The organism is Seohaeicola nanhaiensis (assembly GCF_042654245.1).
GTDB lineage: Bacteria > Pseudomonadota > Alphaproteobacteria > Rhodobacterales > Rhodobacteraceae > Seohaeicola_A > Seohaeicola_A nanhaiensis.
In genome coordinates, this window is sequence record NZ_JBHSGI010000009.1 from 333,362 (window position 1) to 357,969 (window position 24,608).

Annotated in this window: 26 protein-coding genes and 2 tRNA genes; 19 read left to right on the forward strand and 9 right to left on the reverse strand. The window is 65.3% G+C overall.

Translation table 11 applies throughout. The features are described 5' to 3' along the window. Complete coding sequence (locus ACFO5X_RS11925; RefSeq protein ID WP_380717677.1) at positions 1-849, reverse strand: SDR family NAD(P)-dependent oxidoreductase; 849 nt, start codon at positions 847-849, stop codon at positions 1-3. Continuing rightward, positions 842-2,038 (reverse strand): acyl-CoA dehydrogenase family protein, encoded by a 1,197-nt coding sequence (locus ACFO5X_RS11930; protein ID WP_380717678.1) that lies wholly within the window; start codon positions 2,036-2,038, stop codon positions 842-844. Before ACFO5X_RS11930 ends, ACFO5X_RS11925 begins: the two co-directional genes overlap by 8 nt. A gap of 233 nt (positions 2,039-2,271) precedes the next feature. On the opposite strand from ACFO5X_RS11930, the gene ACFO5X_RS11935 reads away from it, so the two are divergent. The 9 genes from ACFO5X_RS11935 (at position 2,272) to ACFO5X_RS11975 (ending at position 11,126) form a co-directional block, all read left to right on the forward strand. Then, on the forward strand, positions 2,272-3,054 hold the full coding sequence (locus ACFO5X_RS11935) for an enoyl-CoA hydratase-related protein (RefSeq protein WP_380717679.1): 783 nt from the start codon (positions 2,272-2,274) through the stop codon (positions 3,052-3,054). A gap of 1 nt (position 3,055) precedes the next feature. Continuing rightward, positions 3,056-4,876 (forward strand): acyclic terpene utilization AtuA family protein, encoded by a 1,821-nt coding sequence (locus ACFO5X_RS11940; protein WP_380717680.1) that lies wholly within the window; start codon positions 3,056-3,058, stop codon positions 4,874-4,876. Then, the gene (locus ACFO5X_RS11945; RefSeq protein ID WP_380717681.1) at positions 4,873-6,357 is read left to right on the forward strand and encodes an acetyl-CoA carboxylase biotin carboxylase subunit; all 1,485 of its coding nucleotides are present in this window, start codon (positions 4,873-4,875) and stop codon (positions 6,355-6,357) included. The genes ACFO5X_RS11940 and ACFO5X_RS11945 overlap by 4 nt, the downstream gene beginning before the upstream one ends. A 2-nt stretch (positions 6,358-6,359) precedes the next feature. Continuing rightward, positions 6,360-6,866, forward strand: coding sequence for an acyl-CoA carboxylase biotin carboxyl carrier protein subunit (locus tag ACFO5X_RS11950; protein WP_380717682.1), 507 nt, complete (start codon positions 6,360-6,362; stop codon positions 6,864-6,866). After that, positions 6,859-8,466 (forward strand): acyl-CoA carboxylase subunit beta, encoded by a 1,608-nt coding sequence (locus ACFO5X_RS11955; RefSeq protein WP_380717683.1) that lies wholly within the window; start codon positions 6,859-6,861, stop codon positions 8,464-8,466. The genes ACFO5X_RS11950 and ACFO5X_RS11955 overlap by 8 nt, the downstream gene beginning before the upstream one ends. Further along, entirely contained in the window at positions 8,466-9,089 is a 624-nt protein-coding gene (locus ACFO5X_RS11960) for a 2-hydroxychromene-2-carboxylate isomerase (RefSeq protein ID WP_380717684.1), read from the forward strand. Before ACFO5X_RS11955 ends, ACFO5X_RS11960 begins: the two co-directional genes overlap by 1 nt. 59 nt (positions 9,090-9,148) lie before the next feature. Then, entirely contained in the window at positions 9,149-9,829 is a 681-nt protein-coding gene (locus ACFO5X_RS11965; RefSeq protein WP_380717685.1) for a TetR/AcrR family transcriptional regulator, read from the forward strand. Positions 9,830-9,854: 25 nt separating this feature from the next. Beyond that, positions 9,855-10,247, forward strand: coding sequence for a rhodanese-like domain-containing protein (locus ACFO5X_RS11970; RefSeq protein WP_380717686.1), 393 nt, complete (start codon positions 9,855-9,857; stop codon positions 10,245-10,247). Positions 10,248-10,568: 321 nt separating this feature from the next. Further along, positions 10,569-11,126: an REP-associated tyrosine transposase gene (locus ACFO5X_RS11975; protein WP_380717687.1), complete on the forward strand. Its 558-nt coding sequence runs from the start codon at positions 10,569-10,571 to the stop codon at positions 11,124-11,126. A 144-nt stretch (positions 11,127-11,270) separates the two neighbouring features. On the opposite strand, the gene uvrB is transcribed toward ACFO5X_RS11975, so the two are convergent. Next, on the reverse strand, positions 11,271-13,466 hold the full coding sequence (uvrB, locus tag ACFO5X_RS11980; RefSeq protein WP_380717688.1) for an excinuclease ABC subunit UvrB: 2,196 nt from the start codon (positions 13,464-13,466) through the stop codon (positions 11,271-11,273). A 459-nt stretch (positions 13,467-13,925) separates the two neighbouring features. Between uvrB and ACFO5X_RS11985 the strand changes: the two genes are divergently transcribed. The 3 genes from ACFO5X_RS11985 (at position 13,926) to ACFO5X_RS11995 (ending at position 14,804) form a co-directional block, all read left to right on the forward strand. Then, positions 13,926-14,237 (forward strand): ETC complex I subunit, encoded by a 312-nt coding sequence (locus ACFO5X_RS11985; RefSeq protein ID WP_380717689.1) that lies wholly within the window; start codon positions 13,926-13,928, stop codon positions 14,235-14,237. Next, the gene (locus ACFO5X_RS11990) at positions 14,225-14,737 is read left to right on the forward strand and encodes a GNAT family N-acetyltransferase (protein ID WP_380717690.1); all 513 of its coding nucleotides are present in this window, start codon (positions 14,225-14,227) and stop codon (positions 14,735-14,737) included. Before ACFO5X_RS11985 ends, ACFO5X_RS11990 begins: the two co-directional genes overlap by 13 nt. Next, positions 14,728-14,804 (forward strand) — tRNA-Arg (locus ACFO5X_RS11995). Before ACFO5X_RS11990 ends, ACFO5X_RS11995 begins: the two co-directional genes overlap by 10 nt. 108 nt (positions 14,805-14,912) lie before the next feature. On the opposite strand, the gene ACFO5X_RS12000 is transcribed toward ACFO5X_RS11995, so the two are convergent. Both ACFO5X_RS12000 and ACFO5X_RS12005 read right to left on the reverse strand, forming a co-directional pair. Then, positions 14,913-14,988: transfer RNA gene (locus tag ACFO5X_RS12000), tRNA-Ala, on the reverse strand. 77 nt (positions 14,989-15,065) lie between these two features. Further along, the gene (locus tag ACFO5X_RS12005; RefSeq protein WP_380717691.1) at positions 15,066-15,386 is read right to left on the reverse strand and encodes a TIGR02300 family protein; all 321 of its coding nucleotides are present in this window, start codon (positions 15,384-15,386) and stop codon (positions 15,066-15,068) included. A gap of 96 nt (positions 15,387-15,482) precedes the next feature. Here ACFO5X_RS12005 and ACFO5X_RS12010 point away from each other — a divergent pair, with 96 nt between their 5' ends. Genes ACFO5X_RS12010 through ACFO5X_RS12020 form a run of 3 tightly spaced genes read left to right on the forward strand, consistent with a single transcriptional unit; the run spans position 15,483 to position 18,062 of the window. After that, positions 15,483-16,178 (forward strand): M48 family metallopeptidase, encoded by a 696-nt coding sequence (locus ACFO5X_RS12010; RefSeq protein ID WP_380717693.1) that lies wholly within the window; start codon positions 15,483-15,485, stop codon positions 16,176-16,178. Positions 16,179-16,211: 33 nt separating this feature from the next. Next, a complete protein-coding gene (locus tag ACFO5X_RS12015) occupies positions 16,212-16,856 on the forward strand; it encodes a GntR family transcriptional regulator (RefSeq protein WP_380717694.1) in 645 nt (214 codons plus the stop codon). 24 nt (positions 16,857-16,880) lie between these two features. Further along, entirely contained in the window at positions 16,881-18,062 is a 1,182-nt protein-coding gene (locus ACFO5X_RS12020) for a hypothetical protein (RefSeq protein ID WP_380717695.1), read from the forward strand. A 5-nt stretch (positions 18,063-18,067) separates the two neighbouring features. Here the strand turns inward: ACFO5X_RS12020 and map are convergent, their stop codons facing one another. Further along, positions 18,068-18,817: a type I methionyl aminopeptidase gene (gene map, locus ACFO5X_RS12025; RefSeq protein WP_380717696.1), complete on the reverse strand. Its 750-nt coding sequence runs from the start codon at positions 18,815-18,817 to the stop codon at positions 18,068-18,070. Between the two features lie 182 nt (positions 18,818-18,999). Between map and ACFO5X_RS12030 the strand changes: the two genes are divergently transcribed. Genes ACFO5X_RS12030 through ACFO5X_RS12040 form a run of 3 tightly spaced genes read left to right on the forward strand, consistent with a single transcriptional unit; the run spans position 19,000 to position 21,601 of the window. Then, complete coding sequence (locus tag ACFO5X_RS12030) at positions 19,000-20,013, forward strand: ABC transporter substrate-binding protein (protein ID WP_380717698.1); 1,014 nt, start codon at positions 19,000-19,002, stop codon at positions 20,011-20,013. Positions 20,014-20,049: 36 nt separating this feature from the next. Continuing rightward, positions 20,050-20,817: an ABC transporter ATP-binding protein gene (locus ACFO5X_RS12035; protein WP_380717699.1), complete on the forward strand. Its 768-nt coding sequence runs from the start codon at positions 20,050-20,052 to the stop codon at positions 20,815-20,817. Next, positions 20,810-21,601, forward strand: coding sequence for an ABC transporter permease (locus tag ACFO5X_RS12040; RefSeq protein WP_380717701.1), 792 nt, complete (start codon positions 20,810-20,812; stop codon positions 21,599-21,601). The genes ACFO5X_RS12035 and ACFO5X_RS12040 overlap by 8 nt, the downstream gene beginning before the upstream one ends. Positions 21,602-21,606: 5 nt before the next feature. Here the strand turns inward: ACFO5X_RS12040 and ACFO5X_RS12045 are convergent, their stop codons facing one another. Continuing rightward, positions 21,607-22,485, reverse strand: coding sequence for an alpha/beta hydrolase family protein (locus ACFO5X_RS12045; RefSeq protein WP_380717702.1), 879 nt, complete (start codon positions 22,483-22,485; stop codon positions 21,607-21,609). Positions 22,486-22,566: 81 nt separating this feature from the next. Between ACFO5X_RS12045 and ACFO5X_RS12050 the strand changes: the two genes are divergently transcribed. Beyond that, complete coding sequence (locus ACFO5X_RS12050) at positions 22,567-23,118, forward strand: TetR/AcrR family transcriptional regulator (RefSeq protein ID WP_380717703.1); 552 nt, start codon at positions 22,567-22,569, stop codon at positions 23,116-23,118. Here the strand turns inward: ACFO5X_RS12050 and ACFO5X_RS12055 are convergent, their stop codons facing one another. Both ACFO5X_RS12055 and ACFO5X_RS12060 read right to left on the reverse strand, forming a co-directional pair. Then, entirely contained in the window at positions 23,119-23,529 is a 411-nt protein-coding gene (locus ACFO5X_RS12055) for a GFA family protein (protein ID WP_380717704.1), read from the reverse strand. Between the two features lie 13 nt (positions 23,530-23,542). Further along, complete coding sequence (locus ACFO5X_RS12060; protein WP_380717705.1) at positions 23,543-24,598, reverse strand: 2-oxoacid:ferredoxin oxidoreductase subunit beta; 1,056 nt, start codon at positions 24,596-24,598, stop codon at positions 23,543-23,545. Positions 24,599-24,608 lie beyond the last annotated feature (10 nt).

The window sequence follows — 24,608 nt, forward strand, 5'->3', positions numbered from 1 at the left end:
TCATGTCTTGAAATAGTCGGGCTTGGGAATGGTCCAGGTTTCGCCCCAGTGCTGACCGCCGCCGTCGACCGTCAGGACCTCGCCGGTCACGAAGCGGCCCGAGGGGGCCGAAAGATAGCCGCAGGCCTCGGCGATGTCCCAGGCGGTACCGACGCGCATCATCGGGTTGGACTTGGGATAGGCCGCGCGGGCCTCTTCCGAGTAGACATTCCAGCCCTCGGTCTCGATAGCGCCGGGCGCGACGCAGTTCACGCGGATGCCGAGCGCGGCCCATTCCACGGCGACCGCGCGGGTCAGACCGACGATGCCCGAACGCGCGGCGATGGTATGCGCCACGCCGTGCAGGCCGCCGGTGGTCACAACGATGATCGTCACGATGTTGCCCGGCCGACCGGCCGCGCGCCACTTCTGCGCGGCGGCTTGCATCATGTGCCAGGAGCCGTTCAGATTGGTGTTGATGACCGCATCCCAACCCTTCTCGGTGAAGTCGATAGCGGCGCCGGGGAACTGGCCCCCGGCGCTGTTGATCAGGTGATCGGCGCCGCCGTTTTGCCACTGGCGGTCCCAGAAATCCCTGACCGCCGCGCGGTCGCGGATATCGAGCGCCTCGCCCCGGGCGGTATGCCCTGCGGCGGTGAGCGCCTCGACAAGCGGGTCTATCTTGGCGATTTTGCGGCCGGTGATGACGACCGAGGCCCCCATCCGGGCGAAGAGCCACGCAGTCGCGCGCCCGATGCCGCCCGCGCCGCCCGAGATGACCGCGGTCTGCCCGGCGAGGACGCCGGATGCATAGGTCATCGGATGGCTGGCCAAATCCTCATCGGTGAGGCCGAACTTTGCGTCAGCCACGGGGCATGTCCTTCAGAAGCTCGCCGGCGATGATCATCTTGCGCACCTCGGTCGTGCCGGCACCGATTTCGAGCAGCTTGGTCGAGCGGTACAGGCGGTTGATTTCGGATTCCCAGATATACCCCGAACCGCCATGCACCTGCACGGCAATATCGAGAACCTTGTTCACCGTCTGCGCGGCATACATCACCGAGGCGGCAGTCAGCATGTGGATATCGCCGCGACCGCCGTCGCCGATCTCGACCTTGGCGCCGGCGGCGAGGACGCGGTAGGTGAAGGTGCGCATGGTTTCGACCAGCACATACATCTCGGCCAGCATCGACTGGACCATCTGGAAGCTGCCGATCGGCTTGCCGAACTGGCGACGGGTCTGGGCATAGTCGAGCGACAGTTCGAGGGCGCGTTCGGCGATGCCCAGACAGATCGGCGAGATCATCGCGCGTTCGAGGTCAAGCCCGCTCATCACGATGCCGACGCCCTTGTTCTCTTCCCCGACCATGTTCTCGGCGGGCACGCGGCATTCGTCAAAGACGAGTTCGGCGGTCTGGCTGCCGCGATAGCCCATCTTGATCAGCTTTTGGGCAACGGCAAAGCCGGGCGTATCGGTTTCGACGATGAAGGCCGAGATCCCCTTGGGGCCGGCGGCTGGGTCGGTCTTGGCATAGACCAGGACAATGTCGGCTACCGGGCCGTTTGTGATGTAGATCTTGGCACCGTTCAGAACGTAGTGATCGCCGTCCTTGCGCGCGGTCGTTCGCATCGAGCCGAGCGCATCGGAGCCGGCGCCCGGTTCGGTCAGGCCAAGCGCGCCGATCTTGGTGCCGTCACAGAGGCCGGGAAGATATTTGGCTCGCTGTGCGTCGTTTCCGTTGCGGTAGATGTTGTTGGCGCACAGGTTGTCATGGGCGACGACGGACAGCGCCATCGCGTGATTCCAGCGAGAGAACCCCTGAAGGACGAGACCGGCGGACAACAGGTCCATGCCCGCACCGCCGAAGGCGTCGGGAATCGTCGCTCCGAAAAAGCCATTCGCGCCGATCTTCGGGAAGGCCTCTTCCGGCCACCACTCCTCGGCGTCCATGCGCTCGGCCAGCGGATAGAGTTCGTTGCGGCCGAAGCGGTCGGCCAGGTCGAGAATCTCCTGCTTTTCCTGATCCAGCTCGAAAGTTTCGGGGTAGTTCGCGATCATTTCAGTCTCCTCCTGAACCAAGTTCACCACGTATCGGACGTTAGTGAATGGTCTTCAGTTGTGAACATGAACTGAAATCCTGCCGCGAAACAAGAGGAAATGAGAAGCATAGCAATATATCTGACAGGGTTGTGCGCAAGACATTGCAAGCGATGTTGACAGCGCTATTGAGTATGCATCATTAATGAGGGGTGCTCGTCGGCCGGGATGCCGCGAGTGAGGGAGGATCGCAGATGAACGAGACCGTCGACCTGCGCCGGGATGGCCCGGTGCTGACCATCACCATCACGCGCGAAAGCCGGCGCAACGCGCTGAATGCCGAAGTGGCGCGTGGGATCACCGCCGGGCTCGATATGGCTGATGCCGACCATGACATTCGCGCCATCGTGCTGACGGGCGAAGGGGAAAAGGCGTTCTGCGCTGGCGGCGATCTGCAGCCGACGGCCGATGGGGCGCCGTTCTCGATGGATGAGGCCGACCCCAGCCACTATCTTGCCGCGCTGTTCCAGCGGATGAACCGGGCGCGACAGCCGCTGATCGCGCGGGTGAACGGACATGCGCTGGCCGGGGGGTATGGTCTTGTCTGCGGTTGCGACCTGGTGGTGGCGCGCGAGGATGCGCTGATGGGCGTGCCCGAGGTCAAGGTCGGGCTGTTCCCGATGATGATCCTGCCGTTCCTGATCCGGAACACGCCGAATCGTGTGCTGATGGAGATGTGCCTGACCGGAGAGCCAATCACGGCGGCTGAGGCGGTGGGGCACGATATCGTCAACTATGCTGTTCCGGCGGCCGAGCTGGACAGCAAGACGGACTGGCTGCTGGAGCGGATCGTGACGAAATCGCCGGCGGGCGTGCGGCTGGGCAAGCAGAGCCTGTCGCGCATCCGCGAGATGAGCTTCGACACGGCGCTGGAATACGCGCCGTTCATGCTGGCCAACATGGCACGGACCGCCGATGCCCGGGAAGGCTTTGCGGCCTTCAACGAAAAGCGTTCGCCGGTCTGGACGGGGCGCTGAGATGAAGCAGGAGGTTCGGATCGGCGGCGGCGGCGGATTCTGGGGCGACAGCCCCGAGGGCGCGCGCCAGATCGTGGAGCGGGGCGGGGTCGATTACCTCGTCATGGATTATCTGGCCGAGATCACCATGTCGATCCTGGCCCGGATGAAGATCAAATCACCCGACCTTGGCTATGCGCCCGACTTCGTGACCAAGGTGATGAAGCCGCTGGCGAAAGATATCGCCGCCAAGGGGATCAAGGTGGTCACCAATGCCGGGGGCGTGAACGTGGATGCCTGCCGGGATGCGCTGGCGGCCGTCTTTGCCGAGGCGGGGGTAGATCTGAAGATCGGCGTCGTGCGCGGAGACGACATTTCGGCGCTGGCCGAGACGCTGCGGGCCGAAGGCACGGTCGAGATGTTCACCGGCGCGCCGATGCCGGCCAAGCTGACCAGCGTGAATGCCTATCTGGGCGCAGCCGCCATCGCCCGGGCGCTGGCCGAGGGGGCGGATGTGGTAATTACTGGCCGGGTGGTGGACAGCGCCACGGTGCTGGGGCCGCTGATGCATGAATTTGGCTGGACCGCGGGCGATTACGACAGGCTGTCTGCTGGCAGTCTGGCCGGGCATCTTCTGGAATGCGGGCCGCAGGTGACGGGCGGGATCTTCACCGACTGGCGCGACGTGCCGGGCTGGGACGACGTGGGATTTCCCATCGCCATCTGCAGGCCGGACGGGACATTTGATTTGACCAAGCCCGAGGGCACCGGCGGTCTGGTCACGCCGATGACGGTGGCCGAGCAGCTTTGCTATGAGGTCGGGGATCCGACCGCCTATGTCCTGCCCGACGTGACCTGCGACTGGAGCGAGGTGCGGCTGGAGCAGGCCGGGCCGGATGTGGTGCGGGTTTCGGGAGCAAAGGGTCGTGCGCCGACGCGGACCCTGAAGGTGAGCGCGACCTATCCCGATGGTTATCGGTCTTCGGTGACGCTGATGATCGCCGGGCGCGATGCGCCGGCCAAGGCGCAGGCCACCGGTGAGGCGCTTTTGAAGCGGACAGGCCGGATGATCGCCGAAGCAGGGCTGGCGCCCTTTTCCGAGACCCTGATCGAGGTTCTGGGCGCCGAGAGCAACTATGGCGCGGATGCCAGGAAATCGGCCGCACGGGAAGTGATCCTGAAGCTGGCCGTGCGGCACAGCGATCGGGCGGCACTGGAGATCTTCGCGGGCGAAATCTATCCCGCCGCCTGCTCGATGGCGCAGGGGATCACGGGCTTTGCCGGAGGTCGTCCGGCCCCGCAGCCGGTGATCCGGCTGTTCTCGTGCCTGGTCGACAAGGCGCGGGTGCCGATGTCGGCGAGCGTCGGATCCGAGACCTTCGATGTGGCGCAGGATATGGGTGGCAATGCGGCGCCCGAGGCGGTGGCGCCTGTGACACCCCATGCGCCGCTTCCCGAGGGGCCGCGCGTCACAGTACCGCTGATCGCGCTGGCGCATGGGCGGTCGGGCGACAAGGGCGACAAGGCGAATATCGGTGTTCTGTCGCGGGCGCCCGAGTTCCTGCCCTGGATCGCGGCAGGCGTGACGCCCGCGCGCGTGGCCGAGTGGTTCGCGCATTTCGTGTCGGGCGAGGTGACCCGCTTCGACTGGCCGGGATTGAGCGGGTTCAACTTCCTGATGGACAAGGCGCTGGGCGGCGGGGGTGTTGCCTCGCTGCGTCACGACCCGCAGGGCAAGGCTCTGGCGCAGATCCTGCTGGATCTTCCGGTCGAGGTTCCTGCCGACTGGGTTGCGCCCGGCGGCCGGCTTGAAGAATTTGCCGAGGAGGCGCGTGCGGCATGAGCGACTATCCGTTTACCAAGGTGCTGATCGCCAACCGGGGCGAGATCGCCTGCCGGGTGATCCGCGCCGTTCACGCGATGGGGTTGACCGCCGTAGCGGTTCACCATGCGGTCGAGGCCAAGGCGCGCCACGTGCGCGAGGCGGACGAGGCGGTGGAGCTGACCGGCGACACGCCGGTCGCCGCGCATCTGGACATTGCCCAGATCATCGCGGCGGCGCAGGCGACGGGCGCGGGCGCGATCCATCCGGGTTATGGCTTCGTGTCCGAAAATGCGGCATTCGCACGGGCGGTCGAAGAGGCAGGGCTGGTCTTCATCGGACCCGCGGCAGAGACCATCGCCCTGATGGGCGACAAGATATCGTCGCGCAACTTCGCCGAACAGCACGGCGTGCCGGTCGCGCCTTCGGTGCTGCCGACCGACGACCTGGACCGCTTCGCCGCGGATGTGGCGAAGATCGGGTTTCCGGTGCTGATCAAGGCCTCGGCCGGGGGCGGCGGCAAGGGCATGAGCATCGTCCGTACCTCGGGCGAACTGCGCGAGGCGGCGCGGATCGCGGCCAGCGAGGCGCAGCGGTATTTCGGCGATGGCAGGGTCTATGCAGAGCTTTACGTCGAACGGCCGCGCCATATCGAGGTGCAGGTCCTGGGCGACGGGACGGGTGAGGTGATCCACCTGTTCGAGCGGGAATGCTCGATCCAGCGGCGGTTCCAGAAGATCGTCGAGGAAGCGCCGTCGTCACAATTGAGCCGGGAAAAGGCCGACGAGATTTGCGCCGCGGCAGTCCGTCTGGCGCAGGCTGCGAAGTATCGCAACGCCGGGACGGTCGAGTTCATCCTGGGCGCGGACGGGCGGTTCTTTTTCCTCGAGATGAACACGCGCCTGCAGGTCGAGCATCCGGTGACCGAGGACATCACCGGCATCGACCTGGTGCGCGCACAGATCGACCTGGCCGCTGGCCGGGGCCTGCCCTGCGCGCAGGACGGGGTGACCAAGAACGGGCATTCCATCGAATGCCGTATCTGTGCCGAGAATACCGAGCAGAACTTCATGCCCGAAACCGGGCGGATCGACTTCCTGCATATTCCCCACGCGCCCTGGCTGCGGTTCGAGCATGGGTTGGATCAGGGTCGCGCGGTGACGTCCGATTTCGACCCTATGCTGGCGAAACTGGTCGCACATGGCGCGACTCGTGGCGAGGCGACAGACCGAGCGGTGGAGGCATTGAAGGAGCTGGCCCTCCTGGGGGTGACGACCAACGTCGATTATCTGATCCGGGTTCTGGAGAGCGCGGCCTTCCGCGAGGCGCGGCTGCACACCGGCTTCATCGAGGAAAACGCCGGGGCCCTGTCGCCCGTGCCTTTGGAGCAGGGGGAAGAAGACCGCCTGCTGGTTGCAGCTGCGCTGGGCTTTCGCGAGTTCCGGCAGATGGTCTTCGACGTGCCGGACATTCAGGCGGCGATCGGGCACTGGAGAAACTGACCATGACATTCCGTATCCTTCTCGACGGGGTCGAGCGCGAGGTCGATATCGTTGCCCGCCGGCCGCAGCTGATCGTGTCCATCGACGGGCGCCGCGTGACGGTCGGCGATCCGGGCGGAGATGCCGATGGGCTGGACCGTCTGCAGATCGGCGGGCGTGACCTGCCGCTGGCCCGCGCACGCACGCTTGCCGGCCTGACGCTGCGGGCCAACGGGCGCACGTACAATGCCGAACTCCTGGGTGCGGGCGAAGACGCGGGGGCGGGCGCCTCGGGCGAGCTGCGTGCGCCGATGCCGGGGGCGGTGGTCTCGGTCGAGGCGGCCGAGGGCAATACGGTTGCGATGGGCGATCCGATCCTGACGATCGAGAGCATGAAGCTGCAGACGGTGCTGTCCGCGCCGCGCGCAGGGACGGTGGGGGAAATCCTGGTGGCGGAGGGTGAGCTGTTCGACAAGGACCAGTTGCTTGCCCGGCTTGCGGATGACAGCGAAGGCGAAGACGATGCGTAAGATCCAGTCGAAGCTTAACGTCAACAGCCCGGAGTTCCGGGCCAATATGGCGCATAACCGGCGGCTGGTGGCGGCCTTCCGCGAGAAGCAGGAGGCGGCGCGCCATGCCCGACCGCAACGCGATCTCGACCGGATGGAGAAGCAGGGCAAGATGCCGCCGCGCAAGCGGATCGAGATGCTGCTCGATCCCGGCACGCCGTTCCTGGAACTGTCCTCCCTGGCCGCCAATCGCGAGTATGACGGCGATTCCCCCTCGGCGAGCGCCATCGTGGGCATCGGGACGGTATCGGGGCGCGAGGTGCTGATCCGCGCCGACGACCCGACCGTCAAGGGCGGGGCCTGGTATCCGCTGACGGTCAAGAAGATCGTGCGCGCGCTTGATATCGCGATGGAGAACCATCTGCCGGTGATCCACATGTGCGACAGTGCGGGGGGCTTTCTGCAGCTTCAGTCCGAGGTCTTCCCCGACAAGCACATGGCCGGGCGCATCTTCCGCAACCAGTCCATCCTGTCGAAGAAGGGGATCAAGCAGCTGGCGCTGGTTTTCGGTCATTGCACGGCGGGCGGGGCCTACATTCCCGGGCTGTCGGATTATTCGGTGATCGTGCGCGGCACCGGCGCGGTGTTCCTTGGCGGCCCGCCGCTGGTCAAGGCGGCGACGGGCGAAGAGGTGACGGTCGAGGAATTGGGCGGGGCCGAGATGCATACCTCGGTCTCGGGCACCTGCGACTACCCGGCGCGGGACGAGGCAGACGCCATCCGCATCGGGCGCGAGATCGTGTCGCAATGGGACCGGCCGAAGAAATGGGCGTTCCAGCAGGAAGCGCCCGAGGCGCCTGCCTACGACCCGGAGGAGATCTATGGAATCCTTCCCGACGACATCAAGAAACAGTTCGATATCCGCGAGATCATCGCCCGGATCGTCGATGGTTCGCGCTTTCATGAATATCAGCCGAACTATGGCCAGACCCTGATCTGTGGCTACGCGAACATCTGGGGCATCAAGGTCGGCATCCTTGCCAACAATGGGGTTCTGTTCAACGAAAGCTCGCTCAAGGGCGCGCATTTCATCGAGCTGTGCAACCAGAACAATACGCCGCTGCTGTTCCTGCAGAACATCACCGGTTACATGATCGGGCGCGAATACGAACGGCGTGGGATCACCAAGGACGGCGCCAAGATGATCATGGCGCAGTCCTGTTCGCGGGTGCCGAAATTTACGGTCATGTGCAACGGATCGTTCGGCGCGGGCAACTACGGCATGTGCGGCCGCGCCTTTGATGGGCGGTTCCTGTTCACATGGCCAAATCACCAGATCGGCGTGATGGGCGGAGATCAGGCAGCGAACACGCTTGCCGAGGTTAAGGCCAACCAGATGCGCCGCAATGGTGGCACCGTGGACGAGGCCGCGATCCAGGCGTTGTGGCAGGACACGCGCCGCGCCTATGAGGATCAGCTGTCGGCCTATTATGCGACCTCGCAGATCTGGGATGACGGGATCATCGACCCGGTCGATACCCGCAACGCGCTTGCTCTGGCACTGTCCGCCGCAATGAACGCGCCGCTGGGCGACGAGGGATACGGGGTGTTCCGGTTCTGATGGCGGCGCGCGGGCTCAGCTTCTTTTTCGATTTCGCCTCGCCCTATGCCTATCTGGCCTTTGACGAGGTGCTGCGGATTGGCGCGGAAGCCGGACTTCCGGTAACCCTGCGCCCCGCGATGGTCTGGGCGATCCTGAAGGCCCAGGGCATTCCGCCGCCGATGGAGACCGAGACGCGGCGCCGCTACATGCTGGCCGACATGGAACGCTCGGCCGCCTTCTTCGGCCTGCCCTATCGCCAGCCCGACCCGCTGCCGATGTCGGCGCACCTGGCCCTTCGGATGTGGATCGGATTTGCCGGCGAGCAGCCCGACCCGCCGGTCGATCTGATCCGTGCGCTGTTCCGCGCGCGCTTTGCCCAGGGGCTGGACCTGCGCGACCCGGCGGTTCTGGCCACCATTGCATTGGACGCCGGCTATGACCCCGACAGTGCCGCGCGGTTCATGGAGGACGCGGGGTGCCGTGATCAGTTGCGCCAGCATATCGACGACGCGGTGGCGCTGGGTGTTCCCGGCGTGCCCTGCGTGGTTCTGGGGCAGGAGCTGTTCTTTGGCGCCGACCGTCTGCCGCAGTTGCGCTGGCGGCTTGGACTGGCACAGAGAGAGCCTGCCGCCGCTTCCTAACTTGCATTGACCGGCCATTGCTGGTTCTGTCAGGGGACCCCGATCCTAGCGGAAGAACCATGGCATCGACCAAGCGACGCGCAAGCAGACTGTCGCCGGAAAAGCGGACGGCGGACATTCTTGTCGCCGCGCGGGCCGTCTTCGCGGAACGCGGCTATAACGACATGGTGATGAGCGAGATCGCCGAACGCGCGGGCGTGGTCGAGGGCAGCATCTATCGCTATTTCCGCAACAAGCGCGATCTGATGTTCCGCATGGCCGAAGCCTGGTTCGAGGAGATGATCGAGGACGATGCGGCGACGCTGGCGGCCATCGAGGGGACCCGCAACCGGCTGCGGTTCATCATTCACCGCCACCTGCGGTCGATCCATCAGCAGCCGGACATGAGCCGGCTGGTCTTTCAGCATCTTCGGCCCGAGCCGGATTACCGCGACACAAGGCTGTTTGCGCTGAACCGGGCCTATACCGCAAGGGTGAGCGAAGTGGTGGCGGCCGGCATGAAGGCGGGGGAAATCCGGTCGGGCCTGTCGCCGACGCTGGTGCGCGACGTGATCTTCGGGAGCATCGAGCACCGCACCTGGGCGTTTCTGCGCAACGAGGGCGATTACGACGTCGATGGGCTGGCCGATCAGGTGCTCGACCTGGTGTGGCGCGGCCTGGAGGCGCCGCGCGAGGCGGCGTCGACGCAGGAAATTCTGGGCCGGATCGAGGCACTGCTGTCCGATCGGGCGCCGTCATGAGTGTGGTGTGAAAGGGAGCGAAGCGATGAGCAGGACCGTGAAGGACATGATGGCGGAGGCGAATGCCGCCGTCGAGAAGATTGGCATCGACCGCGCGCGCGATCTGATCGCTAAGGGGGCGCTGGTGGTGGACGTGCGCGACGCGCCGGAACTCGAGGCGGCGGGCAAGGTGAAGGGGGCGATGCATGTCTCGCGCGGGATGCTGGAGTTCCGCGCCGATCCGGACACCGCCTATCACAACCCGGAGTTCCGCAAGGACCGGCCCGTTCTGGTCTATTGCGCCTCGGGCGGGCGGTCGGCGCTGTCGGGCAAGGTGCTGAAGGACATGGGGTATGACCAGGTCTACAACATCGGCGGACTCAAGGACTGGGTCGAGGCCGGCGGCGAGACCGAACAGATCGTCGACAAGGGGATGTAGGCGGCCGAAAAAAGTGTCCCAGCTGGGACGGGGGGTCAAGTATTTGATTCCCCTTTATTTTCTTCGAGTGACGTTTTCTGGCCCGAGTCTTCGCGGTCAGGGAACGCCGCTTCCGGCCCCGAGGTCTGCCCAGGGACCTGCGATACACAGGACCTGACCTGCGCCGTTACCTGTCCAGCTTCTTGACCCGCATTTCCAGGGTAGATCGTGCGCGGAGGCTGGCTGGCCGGAAGAAGGGCGAGGGGCTTTTCGGAAGCCAAAGGTGGGCAGATTGCCCACCCTACACGAAGTGTTAAGCTTGATCGCGGAACAGTCGTCGGCATGTCCAGCTACAGCCGACGTCGCATTCCGGGCGCGACATATTTCTTTACCGTCAACCTCGCGAGTCGGGGCGGGTCTGACCTGACGGACCGGATCGACCTGCTGCGGTCCGCCTATCGAAAGACCGTGGTCGAGCATCCTGTCTTCTGTGATGCGATGGTGATCCTGCCCGACCATCTTCATGCGGTCTGGACGCTTCCGGCGCAGGATGCCGGGTTTCCCGAGCGGTGGCGCAAGATCAAGGCGCGGTTTTCCCACGCGATCGGAGAGGAGCGGCGGCGGTCTTCCAGCAAGCTGGCAAAGCGGGAGCTGGGCGTCTGGCAGCGGCGGTACTGGGAGCACCTGATCCGCGACGATGCGGATTACCGGGCCCATGTGGCCTATTGCTGGGGCAATCCGGTGAAGCACGGATACGTGGCGCGCGCGGTGGATTGGCCGTTTTCGTCGATCCACCGGGACATCCGCGCCGGTCGCGTGGAGGCGGAGTGGTCGGGGTCGATGCCGGAGGGCGATTTCGGAGAGTGGGGTGGGTGGTTTGCCCGTCGTTGGGTCGCGTGACGGGGGTCATGGTGGTGTGCAGATTGCCCGGCGAGTGACAAAGAAAGGCGACAAATTCGGGCTGTAGGGTGGGCGGTTCGCCCACCATCGGTGTTGAGAGATGAATGTCGGGATGGTGGGCAGATTGCCCACCCTACGTTTGCCTTACCGCTTCCGCCTCCGCACATTCCCCCCATGCTGTCCCGGTCGCCCCGCCGTGCTCCTTCCCTTGCCTTTCACCGCCGCCTCTGACGCCGCTTCGACCGCGGACTGCCGCGCCAGCGGGTCGTCGTGGACGGCGAGGTCGACGGCTTCCAGACGCTTGATCTCGTCGCGCAGGCGGGCGGCCTCTTCGAATTCGAGGTTCTCGGCGGCTTTGCGCATGTCGGTGCGCAGGCCGTCGAGCACGGTCTTGAGGTTACCGCCGGCGATCCTCGGGTCGATCTTCGCCGTGACCCGGTTCATGTCGGTATCGCCCTTGTAAAGGCCGGCGAGGATGTCATCGACGTTCTTCTTGACCGTCGCGGGGGTGATGCCGTGTTCCTCGTTATATGCGATCTGCTTGGCGCGGCGGCGGTCGGTTTCGGCCAGCGCGCGCTCCATGCTACCGGTGATGTGGTCGGCATACATGATGACGCGGCCGTCGGCGTTGCGGGCGGCGCGGCCGATGGTCTGGATGAGCGAGGTTTCCGAGCGCAGGAAGCCTTCCTTGTCCGCGTCCAGGATCGCGACGAGGCCGCATTCGGGGATGTCGAGACCTTCGCGCAGGAGGTTGATGCCGATCAGCACGTCGAAGGCCCCGAGTCGCAGGTCGCGGAGGATCTCGATGCGTTCCAGCGTGTCGATGTCGGAGTGCATGTAGCGCACCTTGATGCCCTGTTCGTGCAGGTATTCGGTCAGGTCCTCGGCCATGCGCTTGGTCAGCGTGGTGACGAGGGTGCGGTAGCCATCGGCGGTGACCTTGCGGATCTCGTCCAGCAGGTCGTCGACCTGGGTGGTGACGGGGCGAATCTCGACCATCGGGTCGAGCAGGCCGGTGGGGCGGATGACTTGTTCGGTAAAGACGCCGCCGGTCTGTTCGATCTCCCATTTCGCCGGGGTGGCGGAGACGAAGACGGACTGGGGGCGCATGGCATCCCATTCCTCGAACTTCAGGGGCCGGTTGTCCATGCAGGAGGGCAGGCGGAAGCCGTGCTCGGCCAGGGTGAACTTGCGGCGGTAGTCGCCGCGATACATGCCGCCGATCTGGGGGACCGAGACGTGGGATTCGTCGGCGAAGACGATGGCATTGTCGGGGATGAATTCGAAGAGCGTCGGCGGCGGCTCTCCGGGGGCGCGGCCGGTGAGGTAGCGGGAATAGTTCTCGATCCCGTTGCAGACGCCGGTGGCCTCGAGCATTTCCAGATCGAAATTGGTGCGTTGTTCCAGCCGCTGCGCTTCGAGCAGCTTGCCCTCGGAGACCAGCTGGTCGAGGCGGGTTCGAAGTTCCTTGCGGATCGAGACGATGGCCTGCTGCATCGTCGGCTTGGGCGTCACGTAGTGCGAGTTGGCGTAGACGCGGACCTGGTTCATCGAGGCGGTCTTTTCGCCGGTCAGCGGGTCGAATTCGGTAATCGATTCGAGCTCTTCGCCGAAGAAGGAGAGCTTCCACGCCCGGTCTTCGAGGTGGGCAGGGAAGATTTCGAGGCTGTCTCCGCGCACGCGGAAGGAGCCGCGCTGGAAGGCCTGGTCGTTGCGCTTGTATTGCTGGGCGACGAGGTCGGCCATGATCTGGCGCTGGTTGTAGTTCTGCCCGACCTTGAGGTCCTGGGTCATCGCCCCGTAGGTCTCGACCGAGCCGATGCCATAGATGCAGGAGACCGAGGCGACGATGATCACATCGTCGCGTTCGAGCAGCGCCCGGGTCGCCGAGTGGCGCATCCGGTCGATCTGGTCGTTGATCTGGGATTCTTTCTCGATATACGTGTCCGACCGCGGCACATAGGCCTCGGGCTGGTAGTAGTCGTAGAAGCTGACGAAATACTCGACCGCGTTGTCGGGGAAGAAGCCCTTGAATTCGCCATAGAGCTGCGCCGCCAGCGTCTTGTTTGGGGCGAGGATGATAGCCGGGCGCTGGGTCGCCTCGATCACCTTGGCCATGGTGAAGGTCTTGCCGGTGCCGGTGGCGCCGAGGAGCACCTGGTTCTGCTCGCCCGCAAGGATCGCCTCGGTGATCTCGGCGATGGCAGTGGGTTGGTCGCCGGCGGGTTCGAATTCGGTGCGCATGACCAGCTTGCGCCCGCCTTCGAGCTTTTCGCGGCGAGTGCCGGCGGGCAAGTTCTGGACCATCGGCATGGTCTTGTCGGAATGGGCAAAGGGCATGGCGGCGATTCCTTGTGGAAAGGATAATCTGGACCCTTTTTGTTCCGATGCAAGGGGCGGAGGCGAGGATGCTGACAGGATCTGTCGGCATGGCGGAGGGCAGGATTGTGGCGGCATTGGCGGTTCGTCCGCAACAATGGGCGAACCCGTGCCGGAATTGTGCCCTCTGTGATGCGGCCGAGCGGCAGGGCTTGGGGAATCATCCCGACACGTGTTAGCGTCGGTGTCGCCCAATCACGGAGAATCTCCCGAATGACGACTCTGTTGGTGACGATCTGCCTGGTGACCCTGCTTTCGGCTGCGATGGCCCTGCCGCGCAAGGCTGAGGTGAAGGCGGCGCGCCGGGCCCGCTGAAGACCCTGCGATCGACGGAGCGGGTGCCTGCGGCCTCGCGCCCGCTTGGCAAGCGCTTCGTGTCATGGCAGAAGGGGTCTGATCCACCGGACGGAGACGGTTCTCATGCGCGCACGCATCTACAAGCCAGCCCGCAACGCGATGCAGTCGGGCACCGCAAAGACCCGTGACTGGGTCCTGGAATTCCCGCAGGCCAGTGCACGCGATGTCGATCCGCTGATGGGCTGGACCTCGTCCGACGATACGCAGAGCCAGGTGCGCCTGCGCTTTCCCACACGCGAGGCGGCCAAGGAATATGCCGAGTCCAAGGGGATAGACGCTGTGGTGATCGAGCCGAAACCGCGCAAGCCGAATGTGCGGCCCGGTGGTTATGGCGAGAATTTCGCCACCAATCGGCGCAGCGTGTGGACGCACTGAACGGCGTTGTCGGGATTGCCCCGACCGACCCGCGTGTCCTGCCGCTGATCGAAACCCATCTTGCCCTGATGCGGGCCACCAGCCCGGCGGAAAGCGTGCACGCGCTGCCGCCAGAGCGTCTGTCGGAAGCTGGTGTGAAATTCTTCGCCATCCTCGATGGGGAGGAGGCGGTGGCGATGGGCGCGTTGAAACCGCTGGGTGACCGCGCGGGCGAGATCAAGTCGATGCATGTGCGCGCCAGCCAACGCGGCCACGGTCTGGCCGACCGAATGCTGCGCCACCTGATCGCCGAGGCCCGGGCCGCCGGTCTGAGCGAACTGCTGCTGGAAACCGGCGCGCGACCGGCCTTCGCCCCGGCCCGCGCCTTCTATGCCCGGCACGGATTCACCGACTGCCCGCCCTTCGCGGACTATTTGGCGGATGCCGAGAGCGTCTTCATGCGCTTGCCCCTTGATCGCGCGGCACAAAGCCCTCAGAACGGGGCACAAGCGGTCCCTTAGCTCAACTGGATAGAGCAGCTGACTTCTAATCAGCAGGTTGGGGGTTCGAGTCCTCCAGGGATCGCCAGAGTTCTGCTGTTTGCAATAGGCCGAGGGGACCCGCGACATCGCGCGCTTGGGTCGTCTGCCTGCGTCATCGACGCAGCAGGAAACGGTTGTCGGATATTCGGGGGTTTGGTGGAGCCTAGGGGGATCGAACCCCTGACCTCTTGCATGCCATGCAAGCGCTCTCCCAGCTGAGCTAAGGCCCCATCGTCGTGCGCCGCTGTCTAGGCGCAACACCGGGCGGGATCAAGTGGAAAAATCCGGCCCGGCGCAGGTTTTGGAGTCAGTCGTCGTCGTTGCCGGCGACACCGTGGATGTCGTCCAGCGAGACGTCGTCATCGTCTTCTTCTTCCAGCAGTTCGTCGCCCAGATCGACCTCGACATCGTCGTCATCGTCCAGGACGACTTCGTCATCCATGTCGGCGCGTTTGGCCTTGGCCGAGGCGGCGTCTTCGTTGTCGGCGGCGATCATGCGCGCCTTGCTGAGATCGAGCTCGACCACCTCGCCCGTGTAGGGGCTGACGATCGGCGACTTGTTGAGGTCGTAAAAGCGCTTGCCTGTCGTCGGGCAAAGCCGCTTGGTACCCCATTCTTCCTTGGGCATGGTTATCCCCTCGATTATGGCTTGAGTCGGTGCGACGATTCCGGTCACGTGCCACAGGACGTGGGAACTGTCAAAGCCTTTGGCAAGGGGGTGGGAATGGCGGAACATCTGTTGCCCGGGCGGCCCCCGGTGCCTTTGCTGCTGCGCCGCTCGGCGCAGGCGCGGCGGATCACGCTGCGGATTTCCCGTCTGGACGGGCGGGTGACGCTCACCCTGCCCAGGGGCGTTTCCGAGGCGACAGCCATTGCCTTTGCCCGCGAGAAGGAGGCCTGGATCCGCGGACATCTGAGCCAGTGGCCCGAACTGGAAGTGGTCGGGCAGGGCAGCCTGCTGCCGGTCGAGGGCATTCTGCGCCGGGTGGTGCCGGTGGCGGGGCGGCGGATTCTGCTGGGCGAGTCAGAGATCGGTGTGCCGGCCGGCGCCGAGGGGCCGCGGCTGGCGGCCTGGCTGAAGACGCTGGCGCGCGACCGGCTGGTGGCGGCGTCGGACCGGCACGCGGAGGCGCTGGGGCGGGGGTATGGACGGATCACGCTGCGAGACACCCGTTCGCGCTGGGGCTCCTGCACGTCGGACGGGGGGCTGATGTATTCCTGGAGGCTGGTGATGGCGCCGCCCGAGGTGCTGGACTATGTCGCCGCCCATGAGGTGGCACATCTGGCCGAGATGAATCACTCTCCTGCCTTCTGGGCGATTGTGAAGCGGCTCTATGGTGGGCCCTATGCGGCGTCGCGGGCCTGGCTGAAGAGCGAGGGCAATGCGCTGCATCGCTTCAGTTTCGACGGTGAGGCTTGACGGCCTTCGGGTATGTGATCACAGAGTTGCGTCATGCTGCCCCGTTCCGCCGATCTGCTGCCTGCCGCCCATGACCGCGTCTATCGCGCGCTCAGGACGCGGATCATGCATGGCGAGATCGCGCCCGGGCAGGCGCTGACGCTGCGGGGGATCGGCAAGGACTATGGCGTCTCGATGACCCCGGCGCGTGAGGCGCTGCGGCGGCTGGTGGCGGAGGGGGCGCTGTCGCTGTCGTCGTCGGGGCGGGTGACGACGCCCGAGCTGAGCAACGAGCGGATTGAGGAACTGGCGGCGCTGCGTGCGCTGATCGAGGTGGAATTGGCGAGCCGCGCCCTGCCGCGCGCCTATAACGCGCTGATCGACCGGTTGCAGACGATCAATGCCACCATCGGCGAAGTCATCCTGACGCGCGATGCCGTGGGCTATATCCGGACCAACCTGGAATTCCACCGGACGCTCTATCTGCGCGCCCAGGCGCCGGCGATGCTGGCGATGACCGAGACGGTTTGGCTGCAGCTTGGGCCGACCATGCGGCAGCTGTACAGCCGGCTGCGCCGGACCGATCCGCCCCATTATCACAAGCTGATCATCGCGGCGCTGAAGGCCGGGGACGAGCCGGGGCTGCGGCTTGCGATCCGCTCGGACGTGACGCAGGGCCTGCGGATGCTGGCCAATTGACCTGTTTCGGGTCAATAGGGCGCAATGGCGCTGAATATCTCGATCCTGATGGCGGTTCTGGCGACCGGCGGGCTGCTGATCTGGCCGCGGCTGTCCGGGCTGAAACTGTGGCGCGCGGCGATCACGCCTTTGGCGTCGATCATCGGCAGCGGCTTTCTGGTGCTGGGGCCGATCCTGGATGCCTCGTACGGCTGGCAGGCGCCGGTCTACATGGCCGGGCTCTGTGCAGGCGCGTGGTTATTCGGGGCGGCGGTGCGGCGCAACATCGCCCATCGCGCGGAGCACGAAGAGACGGCGGGCACTGAACTGATTCTGGAGCAGGCCGCCTCCTGGGTGCTGTCGGTGGCCTATGTCATCTCGGTTGCCTACTACCTGAACCTGTTTGGTGCCTTCGGGGTGCGGCTGACTCCCTTCGACGGAGCCTTCAATGCGCGTCTGCTGACGACGGCGGCCTTTGCCGTGATCCTTGTGGTTGGCTGGACGCGCGGCTTTGGCGCGCTGGAGCGGATGGAGCAGGTTTCCGTCGGGCTGAAACTGGCCATCATCGCGGGGCTGCTGCTGGGACTGGCGGTGTTTTTCGCCAAAACCGTTTCGGGTGATGCGCTGATCGTGAAGCCGCCCGTGCTGAGCGGCTGGCCGGCGATCACGCTGGCCTTCGGGCTGGTGGTGACGGTGCAGGGATTCGAGACCTCGCGCTACCTCGGGCGGACCTATGACGCGCAGACGCGGATCCGGTCGATGCGGCTGGCACAGATCGTCGCCACCGTGATCTACATGATCTACATCCTGCTGCTGACCTTCACCATCGACACCGGTGACACAGAGCTGACCGAGACCACGATCATCTCGATGATGGAGGTCGTCGCGCCGATCCTGCCGCTGTTGCTCGTGGCGGCGGCGCTAAGCGCGCAGTTCAGCGCGGCGGTGGCCGATACCGGAGGCGCGGGCGGGCTGGTGAGCGAGCTGACGGGCGGCCGTCTGACCCCGCGCCAGGCCTATGTGGTGCTGGTGACGCTTGGTCTGCTGCTGACCTGGACGTCGAACATCTTCGAGATCATCAGCTATGCCTCGCGCGGGTTCGCGCTGTATTACGCGCTGCAATCGGCGATTGCCTGCGTCGCGTCCTCGGGCGCACGGCGTGGCGCCTTCGCGGCGTTGACCGTGTTAGGGGTGGCGATCACGCTGTTCGGTGTGCCGGTCGAGTAAGTGTTCTAGCCCGGAAGTGTGACGACAATGGCGCCCTTGTCCGTAGCGACAACGGTATGTTCGTATTGCACCACGGGTGCGGCGGGTTCGCTGTAGAGCGTCCAACCGTCCGCGCCATCTGCCGCCCAGAGACCGCCGGTCGACAGGAAGGGTTCCACCGTCAGCACGAGACCCCGGTTGATCCGGCGGGTATCGCCCCGGGTCGGCCAGGTGGCGATTTCTGTCGGCTCTTCATGCAGCGACCGGCCGACGCCGTGGCTGGCCAGGTTGCGGATCAGCGTGTAATTGCGGGTCGCGGCGAAACGGCCGATGGCGCGGCCAATTTCGGCGAGGGGGCGGCCGCTGGCGACCTGGGCGATGCCAATCTCCATCGCGCGGCGGCCGTCGCGGCAGAGCCGGTCGAGCTTTGGGCGGGTTGGCGGCACGCGGAAGGTCGCGCCGGTATCGGCGAAATAGCCGTTCTTCGAGGCCGACACGTCGATGTTCACCAGATCGCCGGGTGCGATGATCCGGCGGCCCGGGATGCCGTGGGCTATTTCCTCGTTGATGCTGATGCAGGTGGCACCGGGGAAGCCGTAGGTCGTCTGCGGCGCGGAGACGGCGCCTTCGCGTGCCAGGAGGGCGCTGCCTATGGCATCGAGTTCGCGCGTTGTCATGCCGGGCTCCATCGACCGGGCCATCGCCTGCATCGTGTTGGCGACAATGCGGCCGATGGCCTTCAGCCCGTCGAGTTCTTCCTGATGGGTGACGGTCATGACGGTCCTTTCCCGTTGGCCCCGCGGGCGCAGTTGACTTTGCGGCAGGTCTTCCGATGGCGCCCGCGCCCATTTAGAGCCGTTTTGCGACCCGATGGAAGGGTCGACCGGGGCGGCAATGTGTTTGCGCCTCCTTGCCGATGCGTTCTAGGATCGCGCCAGAAAATGAGGGAGGAGAGACCATGACCACATTTACCCGCCGTGGGGCGCTGGGCCTTGCCGGGGGCGCGGCTGTTCTGCCGCTGCTCGGCACGCCGGCCTTGGCCAATACCAAGCTGAGCGTGGGCGCGCTGCGGTTCACCAGCCATGCGGCAAGCTTTGTCGCCTTCGAGCGCGGCTATTTCGCGGACGAGGGGCTGGACGTCGAGTTCAAGTTCTTCGAAGCGGCCCAGCCCATGGCGGTGGCGATTGCCTCGGGCGACGCCGATTTCGGCGTGACGTCGATCACCGGGGGACTCATCAGCCTGGCCGAGAAGGGCGCGGCCAAGGTCATCGCTGGGGCGCTGATGGAGGAGAAGGGCATCGACGGCCAGATGATCCTGGCCTCGAATGACGCCCACGCCGCCGGGCTGACCAGCCCCAAGGCGCTGGACGGCCACAGCTTTGGCATCACCCAGGCGGGATCGTCGTTCCATTACATGGGCGCCAAGATCGCCGAGGCCGAAGGAGCAAAGATCAGCTACAAGCCCCTGCAGAAGGTCGGCGCGATCATCGGCGCGCTGAAGTCGGGGCAGGTCGATGCCTGGACCATCGTGCCGCATATCGGCAAGGCTCTGGTCGGGGCCAAGGCGGTGAGCCACATCGGAATGGTGGCCGACTATCTGCCCGACTATCAGGTGACCACGGTCTTTACCTCGGCCAACAACGCCGCGAACGAACGGGCCAAGACCGAGGCCTTCCTGCGCGCCTTCTCGAAAGGGGCGGACGATTTCAACGCGGCGCTGGTCGACAAGACGCTGGATGCGGCCGGGCAGGAAGAGATGGTCAAGCTGATCCACAAGTATGTCTACGAGGACCAGCCCTACGAGAAGGCGGCCAAGTCGATTATCGATGGCGCAATGCGGCTGAACAAGAACTCGGCGCTGAACCTCGGATCGGTCAAGGATCAGGTCGACTGGTTCAAGTCCGAAGGCCTGGTGAAGGAAGATGTCACGGTCGAGACGCTGGTCGATTCCAGCTATGTCGAAATGATGTAATACGGTGCGGGGCCTTCCGGGGCCCCGCCTTTCCCGATGGATCTGACGCTCGATCATATCACCCACCGCTATAGCGGCCTGCCGGTGCTGCAGGATGTGAACCTCGCGATTCCGGCAGGCGAAATCCTTTGCATCGTGGGGCCGTCGGGCTGTGGAAAATCGACCCTGCTAAGGCTGATCGGCGGGTTGGAGCGTCCGGACGAGGGCGAGGTGCGCATGTCCGGCGCGGTGCCCGAGGGCTGCCTCAACCCGCTGACCTATGTGTTTCAGGACTTTGCGCTGCTGCCGTGGCGGACGGTCGAGGGCAACATATCGTTGGTACTGGAGGATCACGGGCTGGGCGGGCGAAAAGGCGAGGCGATCATCGCCGACGTGCTGGCGCGCACGCGGCTGTCGGGGTTCCGCAAGGCCTTGCCGCGGCAGCTGTCGGGCGGGATGAAGCAGCGGGTGGCGATTGCCCGCGCGCTGGCGGTCAAGCCGGCGGTGATGCTGCTGGACGAGCCCTTGTCGGCGCTGGATGCGCAGACGCGCGAGTTGCTGATGGACGATCTGGTGGCGCTGTGGACGCGGCAGCCCTTTACCGCCGTCTACGTGACGCACAATCTGGCAGAGGCGGTGCGGCTGGGACATCGGATCGCCGTGCTGTCGCGCCGGCCGGGCCGGCTGCGCGAGGTGATCGAGGTGCCGGGCGCGATTGAGGACCGGCGGGCGGGTGATCCGGATTTGGACGCCCTGCAGGACCGGCTGTGGCGGCTGATGCGCGACGAGGCGGTTGCGGCGGATCAGGAACTGGTCGATGTCTGACCCGCGCGTGGTGCCATTTCGGGGCGGCGGGTTCCGGCCCGTGGCCAAGCGGGGCGCCGGGGTTCTTGTCTTCGTCTTGCTGATCCTGCTGGCCGAATGGGGTACGCGGACCGGCTGGATCGGCAACCTGACGTTGCCGCGCCCGTCGGATGTGGGCTGGACGCTGGTGGATCTGTGGCAGAGCGGGCGGTTGTGGACGCATCTGGTGCCCTCGCTGACCCGGCTTGCCGTCGGGAGCGTGATGGGCATCTCGGTCGGGATCGTCGTCGGCGTGGCCATCGGCCTGTTCAGCTATGTGCGTGCCGGGCTGGTGCCGCTGGTTGCTGCGCTGTTCCCGATTCCGAAGATCGCGCTGTTGCCGCTGTTCGTGATCTGGTTCGGGATCGACGAGGGATCGAAATACGCGCTGATCGCCTTCGGAACCTTCACGCCGACGGTGGTGTCGACCTATGGCGCGGTGGACAACGTGGACCGCACGCTGATCCGGATGGGACAGAGCTTTGGCCTGTCGTGGTTCTCCATCGTGCGCAAGATCGTGCTGCCCGGTGCCTTGCCGGGGATCCTGTCGGGGCTGCGTGTGTCGCTGGCCATCGGGATCATCCTGCTGGTCGCGGCCGAGATGCTGGGCGCGGAGTTCGGGATCGGCGCTTATATCCTGCAGGCGGGATCGCTGTACGATCTTGAGCGGCTGTTCGCCGGGGTGGTCATCCTGTCGGCGCTGGGCGTGCTGACAAGCTGGCTGATCGGGCTGGCGGAGAAGCGGCTGCTGCGCTGGCGCAGCTGAAGGTTCTAAGCGATGAGGTCCGGCCAGAGCGCGGCATTGGCGCGGGAAAAGGCGCCGAGGTGGCCGACCCTGGCGAGGCCCTTTATTGCCGGATCAAGCACGCGGAAGCGGCTCTGTTCGACCCCATAGACACGCGCCAGCTTGGCCACGCTGACCGGGGGGCAGACCGGGTCGTCAGCAATCGCGATGAGATCGGCGCGGGCGTTGGACAGGTGCCATTTCGGTTGTGGCAGAGTGCGTCCGAGATCGGGGAAATAGGAATGCGGATGGGTGCACCACTTGCGCCATTGCCAGTAGGCTGCGGCGGGCATGTCCGGTCCGAAGCCGATGAGACGGCCGGGGAAATAGCCAAGCAGCCGCACCAGCGCAGGAACATGGCCGAACCAGAACAGCCTTGCCAGGGCCTGATAGGGCCAGGGGTGATCCTGGTGGTGGACAAGGCCGGAGGCGACGGAAATCATGCGGTCGATGTCCTGGAGCCCGTCCTGCAAGGGCATCAGCATCGCCCCAAGCGAATGGCCAATCACCCAGAGGGGAACGCCGGGCAGGCGGCGGCGCATCTCTTCCCGGGCAGCGGGCTGGTCCGACATCGCCCAGTCGGCCATGGTGGCGGTCGAGTGTTTGGGATGCGCCTGCGCAGAGCGGGCGAAATCGCGATAGTCGTAGGTCAGGCAGGCGATGCGCTGACTGTTGGCGAGCCAGGTGGCGAAGGCGCGGTAGAAGCCCTGCGGCACGCCTGTGGCACCGTTCAGCACCACGGCGGCGCGTGGGGGCGACGAAGGCAGATACAGCGTTCCCTGCAGGGTAGCGCCCTTGGCGGGGAAGGTAATCGCCTCGGGTGCGGCACTGCCCGTCATCGGTTCCGTTGTCTGCATGTCCAGCATGATCTGCCCTCGTCCCATTCTAGACCGATTGGTCTAAACGCAACACTGGACCAATCGGTCTAATCATGTCAAGAGGGTTCCATGACCGACCGTCCCCTGTCGACCAAGGAGCGTCTGATTCGCTCGGCATCCGAGCTGTTCCGCCAGCGCGGCTACAGCGGCGTGGGCGTGGCCGAGATTCTCGACGCAGCCAAGGCGCCCAAGGGGTCGCTCTACCACCACTTTCCGAATGGCAAGGCGGACCTGGCCCAGGCGGCGGCGACGTGGTCGTCGGACGGGATGCTGAAGCTGATCGCGGCATCCTTTGAGCCCGCCTCCGGCTTTTCGGAGGGGTGCCGGACGCTGTGCTACAAGCTGGCGAAACTGTTCGACATCTCGGGAAGCTGGGAGACCTGCCCGATTGCCAGCGCGCTGACGGACGGGCCGGACAATACGGCGTTTCGAGACCTGAGCCGGCACCTGTTCGACGGCTGGATCGCCGAGTTCGAACACCATGCGCTGCGCTTTGGGGCCAGCCCCGAAGAGGCCCGGCGCAAGGCCGAACATTTCTTCATCCTGTTGCAGGGCGGCTGGGATCTGGCGCGGTCTCGGCGCGATTCCGACGTGATGCGGAAGCTGCCGCTGCCGGAGTAGTCAGCGGGGTGGCAGCCGCTCGAACTCGGGCACGCCATCGGCCACAACGTGAAACGGCTGCTTGTCGACCGTATAGATCGCGATGCGCGGGGCACCATAGCCGGCGACCGGGTCGTCGAGCGTGCCGATCTTGAGCACCACCTGATCGCGGCCGATCAGACGGGTGATGATATGGGTGCCGCAGTCGGGGCAGAATTCGCGGGTGACGGGGCGTTCCAGATCGCTACGGGTGAAGGACTTGGGTACGCCCTTCACGAAGCGGAAGCCGTCCTTCGGGATCATCATGAAGTAGTTGGGACCGCCGCCGGAAATATACTGGCACTCGCGGCAATGGCACTGGGCCTTCAGCACCGGTTCGCCCTCGGCCTCATATCGCAGGGCGCCGCAGTAACATCCGCCTGTCAGGGCCATTGCGTTTCTCCCGTCAGCGGTGGGCCGCGTTGATCGCGTCAAGCGCGCTGGCACTGGGCACCAGGGCGGACTCGGCGATTTCGTTCAGCGGTTGGTCGGGGGTGCCGATGAGATCGTGGAGGTCGGCCTCGCGCGAGTCGAGGTAGAGCAGGCCGGTCGCGATCTCGCCCTTACGGCGATAGCGGTCGAGGGCGGGCAGCGCGGTTTCGGGGTCGGTGGGATCGTAGGTCTCGTCCAGCTTGGCGAAGCGCATCTGCGAGCCGTCGTGCAGGGTCACGTCGGCCGAGGTGCCGGGAGCATAATCGGCCTGTATCTCCTCGGACGCGGGCACAAGATCGAACCGGCCGATCATGTGGTTGTGGTCGCGCACGTAGTCATAACTCTTGGTCGATGTGGCGTGGTTGTTGAAGGTCACACAGGGGCTGATCACGTCGATCAGGGCAAAACCGCGATAGCGCAGGCCGGCCTTGATCAGCGGCACCAGCTGCGCCTTGTCGCCCGAGAAGGAACGGGCGACGAAGCCGGCGCCAAGCTCGATCGCCATGTTGCAGAGGTCGATGGAGTCGAAGGGCGTGTCCTGTCCCTTGCGGTTCTTCGATGCGCGGTCGTTGGTGGCCGAGAACTGGCCCTTGGTCAGGCCATAGGTGCCGTTGTTCTCGCAGATGTAGAGCATGTTCACGCGGCGGCGGACGGCATGGACGAACTGACCGAGGCCGATGGAGGCGGTATCGCCGTCACCCGAGACGCCGAGATAGACCAGATCGCGGTTGGCGAGGTTGGCGCCGGTGGCGACCGAGGGCATCCGGCCGTGGACCGAGTTGAAGCCGTGGCTGTTGTTCAGGAAATAGTTGGTCGTCTTCGAGGAACAGCCGATGCCCGACATCTTGGCGACGCGGTGGGCGGGAAGCTCCAGCTCGAAACAGGCCTCGACGATCGCTGCCGTGACAGAGTCGTGGCCGCACCCCGCGCAGAGCGTGGAAATCACACCCTCGTAGTCGCGGCGCGTGAGGCCCTGCGAATTGGTGGCGAGGCGGGGGTGGCGGAATTGCGGCTTGACGATATGGGTCATGGCTCGGGGG

What these genes read in the sequence shown, in the direction of transcription:
- ACFO5X_RS11930 (WP_380717678.1), bottom strand. Translation starts at nt 2,038, where the DNA reads ATGATCGCGAACTACCCCGAAACTTTCGAGCTGGATCAGGAAAAGCAG.
- ACFO5X_RS11935 (WP_380717679.1), top strand. Translation starts at nt 2,272, where the DNA reads ATGAACGAGACCGTCGACCTGCGCCGGGATGGCCCGGTGCTGACCATC.
- ACFO5X_RS11940 (WP_380717680.1), top strand. Translation starts at nt 3,056, where the DNA reads ATGAAGCAGGAGGTTCGGATCGGCGGCGGCGGCGGATTCTGGGGCGAC.
- ACFO5X_RS11945 (WP_380717681.1), top strand. Translation starts at nt 4,873, where the DNA reads ATGAGCGACTATCCGTTTACCAAGGTGCTGATCGCCAACCGGGGCGAG.
- ACFO5X_RS11950 (WP_380717682.1), top strand. Translation starts at nt 6,360, where the DNA reads ATGACATTCCGTATCCTTCTCGACGGGGTCGAGCGCGAGGTCGATATC.
- ACFO5X_RS11955 (WP_380717683.1), top strand. Translation starts at nt 6,859, where the DNA reads ATGCGTAAGATCCAGTCGAAGCTTAACGTCAACAGCCCGGAGTTCCGG.
- ACFO5X_RS11960 (WP_380717684.1), top strand. Translation starts at nt 8,466, where the DNA reads ATGGCGGCGCGCGGGCTCAGCTTCTTTTTCGATTTCGCCTCGCCCTAT.
- ACFO5X_RS11965 (WP_380717685.1), top strand. Translation starts at nt 9,149, where the DNA reads ATGGCATCGACCAAGCGACGCGCAAGCAGACTGTCGCCGGAAAAGCGG.
- ACFO5X_RS11970 (WP_380717686.1), top strand. Translation starts at nt 9,855, where the DNA reads ATGAGCAGGACCGTGAAGGACATGATGGCGGAGGCGAATGCCGCCGTC.
- ACFO5X_RS11975 (WP_380717687.1), top strand. Translation starts at nt 10,569, where the DNA reads ATGTCCAGCTACAGCCGACGTCGCATTCCGGGCGCGACATATTTCTTT.
- uvrB (WP_380717688.1), bottom strand. Translation starts at nt 13,466, where the DNA reads ATGCCCTTTGCCCATTCCGACAAGACCATGCCGATGGTCCAGAACTTG.
- ACFO5X_RS11985 (WP_380717689.1), top strand. Translation starts at nt 13,926, where the DNA reads ATGCGCGCACGCATCTACAAGCCAGCCCGCAACGCGATGCAGTCGGGC.
- ACFO5X_RS12005 (WP_380717691.1), bottom strand. Translation starts at nt 15,386, where the DNA reads ATGCCCAAGGAAGAATGGGGTACCAAGCGGCTTTGCCCGACGACAGGC.
- ACFO5X_RS12010 (WP_380717693.1), top strand. Translation starts at nt 15,483, where the DNA reads ATGGCGGAACATCTGTTGCCCGGGCGGCCCCCGGTGCCTTTGCTGCTG.
- ACFO5X_RS12015 (WP_380717694.1), top strand. Translation starts at nt 16,212, where the DNA reads ATGCTGCCCCGTTCCGCCGATCTGCTGCCTGCCGCCCATGACCGCGTC.
- ACFO5X_RS12020 (WP_380717695.1), top strand. Translation starts at nt 16,881, where the DNA reads ATGGCGCTGAATATCTCGATCCTGATGGCGGTTCTGGCGACCGGCGGG.
- map (WP_380717696.1), bottom strand. Translation starts at nt 18,817, where the DNA reads ATGACCGTCACCCATCAGGAAGAACTCGACGGGCTGAAGGCCATCGGC.
- ACFO5X_RS12030 (WP_380717698.1), top strand. Translation starts at nt 19,000, where the DNA reads ATGACCACATTTACCCGCCGTGGGGCGCTGGGCCTTGCCGGGGGCGCG.
- ACFO5X_RS12035 (WP_380717699.1), top strand. Translation starts at nt 20,050, where the DNA reads ATGGATCTGACGCTCGATCATATCACCCACCGCTATAGCGGCCTGCCG.
- ACFO5X_RS12040 (WP_380717701.1), top strand. Translation starts at nt 20,810, where the DNA reads ATGTCTGACCCGCGCGTGGTGCCATTTCGGGGCGGCGGGTTCCGGCCC.
- ACFO5X_RS12045 (WP_380717702.1), bottom strand. Translation starts at nt 22,485, where the DNA reads ATGCTGGACATGCAGACAACGGAACCGATGACGGGCAGTGCCGCACCC.
- ACFO5X_RS12050 (WP_380717703.1), top strand. Translation starts at nt 22,567, where the DNA reads ATGACCGACCGTCCCCTGTCGACCAAGGAGCGTCTGATTCGCTCGGCA.
- ACFO5X_RS12055 (WP_380717704.1), bottom strand. Translation starts at nt 23,529, where the DNA reads ATGGCCCTGACAGGCGGATGTTACTGCGGCGCCCTGCGATATGAGGCC.
- ACFO5X_RS12060 (WP_380717705.1), bottom strand. Translation starts at nt 24,598, where the DNA reads ATGACCCATATCGTCAAGCCGCAATTCCGCCACCCCCGCCTCGCCACC.